Annotated in this window: 8 protein-coding genes; 5 read left to right on the forward strand and 3 right to left on the reverse strand. The window is 70.8% G+C overall.

Annotation, left to right across the window (positions count from 1 at the left end; translation table 11 throughout):
* Nucleotides 1–141 precede the first annotated feature (141 nt).
* Entirely contained in the window at nt 142–1104 is a 963-nt protein-coding gene (locus AB0J68_RS17110) for a COX15/CtaA family protein (RefSeq protein ID WP_354860391.1), read from the forward strand.
* 156 nt (nt 1105–1260) lie between these two features.
* On the opposite strand, the gene AB0J68_RS17115 is transcribed toward AB0J68_RS17110, so the two are convergent.
* From AB0J68_RS17115 to AB0J68_RS17125, 3 genes are all read right to left on the reverse strand, one after another.
* Entirely contained in the window at nt 1261–2181 is a 921-nt protein-coding gene (locus AB0J68_RS17115) for a hypothetical protein (protein ID WP_363939306.1), read from the reverse strand.
* A 14-nt stretch (nt 2182–2195) separates the two neighbouring features.
* Nucleotides 2196–2531: a hypothetical protein gene (locus AB0J68_RS17120; protein ID WP_354860389.1), complete on the reverse strand. Its 336-nt coding sequence runs from the start codon at nt 2529–2531 to the stop codon at nt 2196–2198.
* Nucleotides 2532–2816: 285 nt separating this feature from the next.
* Nucleotides 2817–3770, reverse strand: a complete 954-nt coding sequence (locus AB0J68_RS17125; protein WP_363939308.1) for a heme o synthase — start codon at nt 3768–3770, stop codon at nt 2817–2819.
* A 265-nt stretch (nt 3771–4035) separates the two neighbouring features.
* Between AB0J68_RS17125 and tkt the strand changes: the two genes are divergently transcribed.
* The 4 genes from tkt to zwf all read left to right on the forward strand — a co-directional run.
* Nucleotides 4036–6174 (forward strand): transketolase, encoded by a 2139-nt coding sequence (gene tkt, locus AB0J68_RS17130; protein ID WP_363939309.1) that lies wholly within the window; start codon nt 4036–4038, stop codon nt 6172–6174.
* Between the two features lie 15 nt (nt 6175–6189).
* Nucleotides 6190–7365: a transaldolase gene (gene tal / locus AB0J68_RS17135; RefSeq protein ID WP_354860385.1), complete on the forward strand. Its 1176-nt coding sequence runs from the start codon at nt 6190–6192 to the stop codon at nt 7363–7365.
* 67 nt (nt 7366–7432) lie between these two features.
* Complete coding sequence (locus AB0J68_RS17140; RefSeq protein ID WP_354860383.1) at nt 7433–9082, forward strand: glucose-6-phosphate isomerase; 1650 nt, start codon at nt 7433–7435, stop codon at nt 9080–9082.
* Nucleotides 9083–9145: 63 nt separating this feature from the next.
* On the forward strand, nt 9146–10665 hold a 1520-nt coding region (gene zwf, locus AB0J68_RS17145), incomplete at its 3' end, for a glucose-6-phosphate dehydrogenase (RefSeq protein ID WP_363939311.1).

Below are 10665 nucleotides of genomic sequence, written 5' to 3' on the forward strand. Positions count from 1 at the left end.
CAGCCGTCGGCTGGTGCCCGGAGAGCGCCGCCGCGTTTTTCACAACACCAACGTTACGTAATTACCCGGAGGGTGGCAAACCCGGGCCCCGGTGATCCGAACCACCGACCCTGCGGAGTCGGACGAACCTCGATCACTACGGTGCGTAGGATTTGCGCCGTGAACCGCATCGTCCGTCCGGTCTCCGGTCTCCTGCTGCGCCGCCTCGCGCTCGCCTCGATCATCGCGAACGTCGGCATCGTCGTCACCGGCGGGGCGGTCCGGCTGACCGCCTCGGGCCTCGGCTGCCCCACCTGGCCCCGGTGCACCGACGATTCGTACGTCACCACGCCCGAGATGGGCGTGTACGGGGTGATCGAGTTCAGCAACCGGATGCTGACCTTCGCGGTGGGCCTGATCGCGCTGGCCACCGTGCTGGCCGTCCTGGCACACCGGCCGCGCCGCCGCGGGCTGCTGACCCTCGCCGTCGCCGTCTTCCTGGGCATTCCCGCCCAGGCGGTGATCGGTGGCATCACGGTGCTCACCAACCTCAACCCGTGGGTGGTCGGGCTGCACTTCCTCGCCTCGATGGCGGTGATCGCCGCCGCGTACGCCCTCTGGCGGCGGGTCGACGAACCGGACGCCCCGACGGTCGCCGTGGTGCCCTCGCCCCTGCGCACGTTGGCCCGGGTCACCACGGGCGTCACCGTCGCGGTGCTGGTGATCGGCACCTGGGTCACCGGCAGCGGCCCGCACGCCGGCGACCACGGCGCGGCCCGCAACGGACTGGACCCGGAGTCGATCTCCCAGGTGCACGCCGACGGCGTCTTCCTGCTGATCGGCCTGTCGGTGGCGTTGATCTTCGCGTTCCGCGCGGTCGGCGCGGCCCGGGCCACCCGGGCCGCCGTCGTCCTGCTCGCGGTGGAGCTGGGTCAGGGGCTCATCGGCTTCGTGCAGTACTTCACCCAGGTGCCGGCGGTCCTGGTCGGCGCGCACATGCTCGGCTCGTGCCTGGTGCTGCTGGCCGCCCTCGCCGTGCAGTGGTCCACCCGCGAACGCCGCCCGGCCGCCCCGGCGCCGCAGGCCACCGCGACCGAGGCCGAAGCCGTCCCGGTCACCGCCTGAACCCCCGCGCCCGCGCGACATCGGAGATGTCGCGGTGCGCTTGTCATGATCATGCTCGATCCAGGAAGTAGTGGCATCGCCAGCACGCCGATGCCATTACTTCCATGATGTTGCGCAGACGTCGGCGCGGAGGCTCGGCGGGTCAGGCTCGGCGGGTCAGGCTCGGCGGGCCAGGTGGGTGGCGATCGCGGTGGCGAGGCGGTCGGGGGCGCCGTCGGCGTACCCGATGAAGAGCGACGGCTCGGTCAGCTCCAGTTCGACCAGGACCGGGTCGCCGTCCGGGCCGGGGATCAGGTCGACCCGGGCGTAGAGCAGTTGACGCGTGCCACCGGGCACCGCCGCGAGGGTCCGCTCGGCGACCGCCAACTGCTCGGGCCGCGCGGCGCGGGACCTGATCTCCTCGGCCTTGTAGAGGCCGTCCGGGCCGAGATCCGGGCCGGTCAGCATCGGACCCTTGCGGATGGCGTGGCTGTACGCGAGCCCGTCCGGGCCGGCCAGGAAGAGCAGTGCGGTCTCGCCCTCGCTGTCGACGGCGCTCAGGTACGGCTGGACCATGGTCGTCCGGCCGGCGGTGGAGAGGCGGCGTACGTGGGCGTGAGCCAGGTCGCGGTGCTCCGGGTCGGCCAGGTCGTACCGGCCGGTGTCCTGACTGCCGGCGCTGACCGAGGGCTTGAGCACGTACTCGCCCGTCTCGGCGGGCGGCGACCAGGTCTCGCCCGGCTCGACCCAGGACGTCGGCACGGTCGGCACCCCGGCGGCGCTCAGCTCGGCCAGGTAGCGCTTGTCGGTGTTCCACCGCACCACGTCGGCCGGGTTGACCAGGGTGGGCGCCGACGCGGCCCAGGCGACGAACTCGTCGCGGCGCAGGGCGTAGTCCCACGGTGAGCGGAGCACGACGAGGTCGTACGAGGACCAGTCGGCGTCGGGGTCGTCCCAGACGACCGCCTCGGCGGCGATCCCCCGGGCGGTGAGCGGGTCGAGGACGAGGCGGTCGTCTGGGTCGAGGTCGACCAGATCGGTGCAGGTGACGAGAGCGACCCGGGGTTCCCCCCGGGTCGACTGGTGTTGGTTGGTCAATTCAGCTCTCTATCTCAACGGGCCATCGTGCGCCGGGCCATCGACCGCCAGAGGTCGTTGCTCGGTCGCATCTGGTCCATCAGTTCACGCTCCCAGGCGTTCTCGACGGTGACTCCCGCCTTGGCGCACGCCTCCCGGGCGGTGACGGTGTCCTCGGCGAACTGGTCGCCCCACTCACCATCGGCACCCACGAGGACGATCCGTGCGCCGCGCTTACCGACGTACTCGATGACGGCCTTCGCGCCGCCGTGCCCGGCGGCGAACGACCGGAGGCCCGCGACCAGGCCGTGCGGGGCCTGCTCGCCGGCGGTCTGCTCGGCCGTCAGCGTCGTATCGGAACCATCTGCCATGACGCGAAGCCTAAGCAGAGTTGCACTCGCGCGTGCGAGAACCATGAACCTTTTGTGATGCCAATTACCTCTAGGTTTCAGGAAGGCCACAGGCTCCCTGTCCGGTTATATCCGGACTTTCCCGCACTAACCACTCGGGCAAATCAGGGTCCAGTGCCCGCAGGTTGAGTCGATCCGACTCATGCCGAAAGTTACTCTCATGTGACATTAAACCCGGACAACTCATCCACGACCATGATTAGTCCGCGGATTTCCGCAGCGTCGTGGGACGTCCCGCGACGCGGGTCAGATCAGCGCGTCGAGCGCGACGGCCACGAAGACGATGGTCAGGTACGTCGTCGACCAGTGGAACAGCCGCATCGGCTTGACCGCCTCGCCGCGGGTCGCCCGCCGGCAGAGCCGGTGCGCCTCGACCAGGAAGATCGCGCCCACCACCAGCGTCGGTACGCCGTAGATCGCGCTGAGGCCCAGCGGCCAGACCGCGAGGGAGGTGAGCACGGTGAGCCACGCGAAGATCAGGATCTCGGCGTTCACCCGGCGGGTGGAGGCCACCACGGGCAGCATCGGGATGCCGGCGCGGGCGTAGTCGTCCTTGTACTTCATCGCGAGCGGGTAGAAGTGCGGCATCTGCCAGAAGAAGACCACCGCGAACAGGCCCCAGGCCGCCGGGGCGAGCCCGCCGGTGACCGCCGCCCACCCGATCAGCACCGGAGCGGCACCGCAGGCGCCACCCCAGAACGTGTTCGTCGAGGTGGAGCGCTTGAGCCAGAGGGTGTAGACGACGTCGTAGTAGACGATCGCGGCGAGCGTCAGCCCGGCGGCGAGCAGGTTGGTGAACAACGCCATCAGAACGATCGAGATCGCCGCCAGCACCAGACCGAAGACGAGCGCGCTGCGCGGCGACACCGTGTGCGCCGGCAGCGGACGCCGCTTGGTCCGCCGCATCAACTGGTCGATGTCCCGGTCGATGTAGCAGTTGAGCACGCTGGCGGCCCCCGCGGCGAGCGAGCCACCGATGAGCACCACGGCCATCAGCCACAGCGACGGCAGTCCGCCGTCGGCGAGCATCATCGCCGGGACGGTGGTGACCAGCAGCAACTCGACGATGCGCGGCTTGGTGAGCGCCACGTACGCCGACACGATCGCGCGCACGTCCCGCCGCGCCACCGGACCCTCGGCCGCCCGTACCGGGGGCTGCCCGGTGGGGTTGCTCGCGGGGCGCTCGGTGATCATGCTCACGGATTGCCACCTTCCGGCATCGGCACGGGGAGATCGAGTCGGCCGCGCCCGCTCGGGGGCCGCACACCGACCCACACACTACGCGTTGTCGTTTTGGCTGCCCGGCCGACCCGACAACGGTGCGGGCCGTCACACCACCGGGTTGAACGTCTGGGCGCAGAGTCACGTACTGCACACCATGCGGAGATCCCCGGGCGCACGTTTAGTCGCGCTCGATAGGGTCATCAGTGAGGGTTCCGCCCATCTGCCGAGGAGCACAACCATCGTGGCTGCCAACCGACCCGAGCACTCCGAACTCAACTGGTCCGACCTCGATCGCCGGGCTGTCGACACCGTCCGCGTCCTGGCCATGGATGCCGTCGAGAAATCCGGCAACGGCCACCCGGGCACCGCGATGAGCCTGGCGCCCGCGGCCTACCTCCTCTTCAACCGGGTCATGCGGCACAACCCGGCCGACCCGAACTGGCCCGGCCGGGACCGGTTCGTGCTCTCCGCCGGGCACTCCAGCCTGAGCCTCTACATCCAGCTGTTCCTCTCCGGCTACCCGCTGAGCCTGAACGACCTGAAGTCGCTGCGCCAGTGGGGCTCGCAGACCCCGGGTCACCCGGAGCACGGTCACACCCCGGGCGTGGAGACCACCACCGGCCCGCTCGGGCAGGGCCTGGGCAACGCGATCGGCATGGCCATGGCGGCCCGTCGCGAGCGTGGCCTGTTCGACCCGGAGGCCGAGCCGGGCAGGTCGGTCTTCGACCACAACATCTGGTGCATCGTCTCCGACGGCGACATCGAGGAGGGCATCAGCCACGAGGCCAGCGCCCTCGCCGGGCACCAGCAGCTGGGCAACCTCACGGTGATCTACGACGACAACGAGATCTCGATCGAGGACGACACCCGCATCGCCAAGAGCGAGGACGTGGCGGCCCGCTACGAGGCGTACGGCTGGCACGTGCAGACCGTCGACTGGCGCAGCGGTGACGCCGACCAGGGTGACTACCACGAGGACGCCGAGGCGCTGTACCGCGCGCTGGTGGCCGCCAAGGCCGAGACCGGTCGTCCCTCCTTCATCGCGCTGCGCACCATCATCGGCTGGCCCGCGCCCAACAAGCAGAACACCGGCAAGATCCACGGCTCGGCGCTCGGCGCCGACGAGGTGAAGGCCACCAAGCGGATCCTCGGCTTCGACCCGGAGCAGACCTTCCAGGTCGACGAGGAGGTGCTCGGCCACGCCCGCACGGTGATGGGCCGCGGCGACAAGGCCGAGCAGGAGTGGACCGCCGCGTTCGACGCCTGGAAGAAGGCGAACCCGGAGCGCACGGCGCTCTACGAGCGGATGGCCGGCCGGGTGCTGCCGGACGGCTGGACCGAGGCGCTGCCGGTCTTCCCCGCCGACGCCAAGGGTGTGGCCACCCGGGCCGCCTCCGGCAAGGTGCTCGAGGCGCTCGCGCCGGTGCTGCCGGAGCTGTGGGGCGGTTCGGCCGACCTGGCCGAGAGCAACAACACCACCATGAAGGGCGAGCCGTCGTTCATTCCGGCCGCGCACGCCACCAAGGACTTCCCCGGCCACGAGTACGGCCGGACGCTGCACTTCGGCATCCGTGAGCACGCCATGGGCGCCATCCTCAACGGCATCGCGCTGCACGGCGGCACCCGCCCGTACGGCGGCACGTTCCTGGTGTTCAGCGACTACATGCGCCCGGCGGTGCGGCTGGCCGCGTTGATGAAGCTGCCGGTGACGTACGTCTGGACGCACGACTCGATCGGCCTGGGCGAGGACGGCCCGACCCACCAGCCGGTGGAGCACCTGACCGCGCTGCGCGCCATCCCGGGCCTGGACGTGGTCCGCCCGGCGGACGCGAACGAGACGACGTGGGCCTGGCGACAGGCGCTGGAGCACACCGACCGGCCGACCGCGCTGGCGCTGAGCCGCCAGCCGCTGCCGACCCTGGACCGGGATGTCCTGGGTGACGTGGCCGGCGTGGCCAAGGGTGGCTACGTGCTGGCCGAGGCGTCCAACGGCAAGCCCCAGGTGATCATCGTCGGCACCGGCTCCGAGGTGCAGCTCTGCCTGACCGCCCGGGAGCGGCTGGAGGCCGACGGCACGCCGACCCGGGTCGTCTCGATGCCCTGCCAGGAGTGGTTCTACGAGCAGGATGAGGCATACCGGGAGTCGGTGCTCCCGCGTGGGGTAAAGGCACGGGTGAGCGTGGAGGCCGGGATCGCCATGTCCTGGCGCGGCATCGTCGGTGACCTCGGCGAGAGCGTCAGCCTGGAGCACTACGGGGCGAGCGCCCCGCACACCGTGCTCTTCGAGCAGTTCGGGTTCACCCCCGACCGGATCGTGGCGGCGGCACACGCCTCGCTGGCCCGGGTGGGCGACATCACCGGTTTCACGACCGGCAACTGAGGGAGCGTGGACGGCATGACGGACAAGCTGAATGAGCTCACCGCCGCGGGTGTGGCGGTGTGGCTCGATGATCTTTCCCGGGTACGTTTGAGCTCCGGCGGGCTGGACAAGCTCCGCCGTGAGAAGCACGTCGCGGGCGTCACCACCAACCCGACGATCTTCGCGAAGGCGTTGAGCGACGCCGACGAGTACAACTGGCAGTTGCGCGACCTGGCCATCCGTGGCGTGGACGTGGAAGAGGCCGTACGGATGCTCACCACGTACGACGTACGGTGGGCCTGCGACGTGATGCGCCCGTCGTACGACGGCAGCGCCGGCGTGGACGGCCGGGTCTCGATCGAGGTGGACCCGCGCAGCGCGCACGACGCGGACAAGACGGTCGCCGAGGCCAAGGCGCTGTGGTGGCTGGTCGACCGGCCCAACCTCTTCATCAAGATCCCGGCCACCGAGGAGGGCCTGTCGGCGATCACCGACACGCTCGCCGAGGGGATCAGCGTCAACGTGACGCTGATCTTCGGTCTGGACCGCTACTCGGCGGTCATGGAGGCTTTCCTGACCGGTCTGGAGCAGGCCAAGGCCAACGGGCACGACCTGTCGAAGATCGGCTCCGTCGCGTCGTTCTTCGTCTCCCGGGTGGACTCCGAGGTCGACAAGCGACTGGAGAAGATCGGCTCCGACCAGGCCAAGGCGCTGAAGGGCAAGGCCGCGATCGCCAACGCCCAGCTGGCGTACGAGCGCTACACCGAGGTCTTCTCCTCGGACCGCTGGAAGGCGCTCGAGGCCGCCGGAGCGCACCCGCAGCGGCCGCTGTGGGCCTCCACCTCGACGAAGAACCCGGACTACCGGGACGTGATCTACGTCGAGGAGCTGATCGCCCCCGGCACGGTCAACACCATGCCGGAGTCGGTCATCCACGCGTACGCCGATCACGGCGAGACGCGCGGCGACACCATCACCGGCGCCTACGACGCGGCCCGGAAGGTCTTCGCGGACCTGGAGTCGGTCGGGGTGGACATGGCCGACGTGATCGCCACCCTGGAGCGCGAGGGCGTGGAGAAGTTCGAGGCGAGCTGGCAGGAGCTGCTCGACGGCGTCCGCAAGTCGCTGGAGGCGGCCGGCAGCGGCAAGGGTGCTCCGAACAAGGCGGCCAAGGGCAACGCGAACGCCGCCGCGAAGGCGGGTGGCGCGTGAGCGATCGAATCAGCAGGCTCGGCGCCATGGTGTCCCACGGCGGAGTGCAGCGAAGCGGAGTGGCGGCATGAGCGATCTTCTTGCAGGGCCGGTGGAGGCAGCCGCCGGGCTCGCCGTGTACGGCGCGGACGCGGTCGACAAGTCCGCGCCCGCCTCGACCCGGGAGGCGCTGGTCAAGGCCGGCGTCCCCGGCAGGCTGGCCGCCAAGGACGCAAGCCTGTGGGGCCCGGACGCCGAGGCCGAGGCGAAGGTCCGGCTCGGCTGGGTGGACACCCACCGGCGCAGCCGGGAGCTGCTGGTGCAGCTCGCCGAGCTGACCGCGGAGCTGGCCGACCTGGACCACGTGGTGCTCGCCGGTATGGGCGGCTCGTCGCTCGCCCCCGAGGTGATCACGCGGACCCTGGGCCGGCCGTTGACCGTGCTGGACACCACCGACCCGGGCCAGGTCCGGGCGGCCCTGGGTGACCGGCTGGAGCGCACCGTGGTGGTCGTCGCCAGCAAGTCCGGCTCGACGGTGGAGACCGACAGCCACCGTCGCGCCTACTGGCAGGCGTTCCTGGACGCCGGGATGACCGAGGCGGAGGCCGGCCGGCACTTCGTCATCGTCACCGACCCGGGTTCGCCGCTGGAGGCCACCGCGGCCGAGATGGGCGCGTTCACCGTGCTCGCCGACCCGAACGTGGGCGGCCGGTACTCGGCGCTGACCGCGTTCGGGCTGGTGCCGTCCGCGCTGGCCGGTGTCGAGGTCGCCGAGCTGATCGACCAGGCCGACGCGTTGGCCGAGTCGCTCGGCTCCGACCGCGACAACCCGGCGCTGGCGCTGGGCGCCGCGTTGGGTGCCGCGGCCACGCTGGCCCGCGACAAGGTCGCCCTGGTGTCCGACGGCACCGGCATCGACGGCCTGGGTGACTGGGCCGAGCAGTTGATCGCCGAGTCGACCGGCAAGGCCGGAGTGGGCATCCTGCCCGTCGTGGTCGAGTCCCCGCAGAGCCCCGGCGCCACCGGGCCGGACGTGCTGACCGTCAGCTACGGCGGCGCGCTGGCCCCCGGTGACGTGCCGGGCGGCGGCGCCGACCCGGACGTGGCCGTCAACGGCCCGCTCGGCGCGCAGTTCCTGGCCTGGGAGTACGCCACCGCGGTGGCCGGCGTGGTGCTCGGCATCGACCCGTTCAACCAGCCGAACGTCACCGAGTCCAAGGAGAACACCAACAAGATCCTGGCCTCGGGCCTGCCGGCGGAGACGCCGTCGTTCACCGAGGGCGCGATCGAGGTGTACGCGCCGCAGGGCGCGCCCGGTGACCTGGCCGGCGTGCTGCGCTGGCTGCTCGACGGTCTCGGCGACGACGGTTACCTGGCCGTCATGGCGTACCTGGACCGCTTCGCCGACGCCGACGCGGCCCGGCTGCGGCCGCTGCTGGCCGGCGCGTCCGGTCGGCCGGTCACCTTCGGCTGGGGGCCGCGGTTCCTGCACTCCACCGGCCAGTACCACAAGGGCGGCCCGCAGGTGGGCAGCTTCCTGCAGGTGACCGGCGCGGTCACCGAGGACCTGGCGGTGCCGGGCAAGCCGTACACCTTCGGTGAGTTGCAGGCGGCACAGGCCGCCGGCGACCGGCAGGCCCTCGCGGGTCGGAAGCGGCCGCTGCTGCGGCTGCACCTGACCGACCGGGCAACCGGCGTCGCCCAACTACTCGACGCGGCCGGTGAGCTGCGGGCGTGAGGATGGACGCTGTGACAGAAGCGGAAGCGAGGGAGCACCGTGAGCGCGAGGAGTGAACCGGGGTTGCGAGCCCCGGAGGCGCGAACCGAAGGTGGCTCGACGAACCCGCTACGCGACCCGCAGGACCGCCGGTTGCCCCGGATCCCCGAGCCGTGCGCTCTGGTGATCTTCGGGGTGACCGGCGACCTGGCCCGCAAGAAGCTGCTCCCGGCGGTCTACGACCTGGCGAACCGGGGCCTGCTGCCGCCCGGTTTCGTGGTCCTCGGCTTCGCCCGCCGCGACTGGGGTGACGGCGACTTCGAGACCCTCGCGTGCGAGGCGGCGAAGAAGCACGCCCGCACCCCCTGGCGGGACGAGGTGTGGGCGCGGCTGGCCGGCAACATCAAGTTCGTCGGCGGGTCGTTCGACGACGACGCGGCCTTCGACCAGCTCGCCTCGACGCTGGACGACCTGCGGCAGAGTCACGGCATCGCCGGCAACGCGGCGTTCTACTTCTCCATCCCCCCGGCCGCGTTCCCCGTCGTGCTCAAGCAACTGGCCCGCACCGGGATGGCCGACAACGAGAAGTCCGGCGGTTGGCGCCGGGTGGTGGTGGAGAAGCCGTTCGGTAACGACCTGCCGTCGGCGAAGGCGCTCAACGACCTCGTCGACGACGTGTTCACCCGCCAGGACGTCTTCCGGATCGACCACTACCTGGGCAAGGAGACCGTCCAGAACATCCTGGCCCTGCGGTTCGCCAACAACCTGTTCGAGCCGCTGTGGAACTCGAAGTACGTCGACTCGGTGCAGATCACCATGGCCGAGGACGTCGGCATCGGCAGCCGGGCCGGCTTCTACGACACCGTCGGCACCGCCCGTGACGTGCTGCAGAACCACCTGCTCCAACTCCTGGCGCTGGTGGCCATGGAGGAGCCGACGAGCTTCGACGCCGACGAGATCCGCGCCGAGAAGCTGAAGGTGCTCAAGGCCATCACCCTGCCGAAGGACGTCGCCCGGGACACCGTCCGCGGCCAGTACCTGCCCGGCTGGGTCGGCGGCGAACGCGCGGTCGGTTACCGGGAGGAGCAGGGCGTACCCCCCGACTCCACCACGGAGACGTACGTGGCGGTGCGGCTCGGCATCCAGAACCGGCGCTGGGCCGAGGTGCCGTTCTACATCCGGGCCGGCAAGCGGCTGCCCCGGCGGGTCACCGAGGTCGCCATCATGTTCAAGAAGGCGCCGCACCTGCCGTTCAACGACGCCGACATGGAGTCGCTGGGCAACAACCAGCTCGTCATCCGGGTGCAGCCGGACGAGGGCGTGGTGCTCAAGTTCGGCTCGAAGGTGCCGGGCACCACCATGGAGGTCCGCGACATCGCGATGGACTTCCAGTACGGCGAGGCGTTCACGGAGTCCAGCCCGGAGGCGTACGAGCGGCTGGTGCTGGACGTGCTGATCGGGGACCGCACCCTGTTCCCGGACGCGGCCGAGGTCGAGCAGAGCTGGCAGGTGATCGACCCGCTGGAGCACGCCTGGGAGGGCACCACGCCGGAGCCGTACCGCGCCGGCGAGTGGGGGCCGCGGGCGGCCGACGAGATGCTGGC

Origin of the sequence: Micromonospora sp. NPDC049580 (assembly GCF_040675595.1) — a bacterium.
Lineage (GTDB): Bacteria > Actinomycetota > Actinomycetes > Mycobacteriales > Micromonosporaceae > Micromonospora.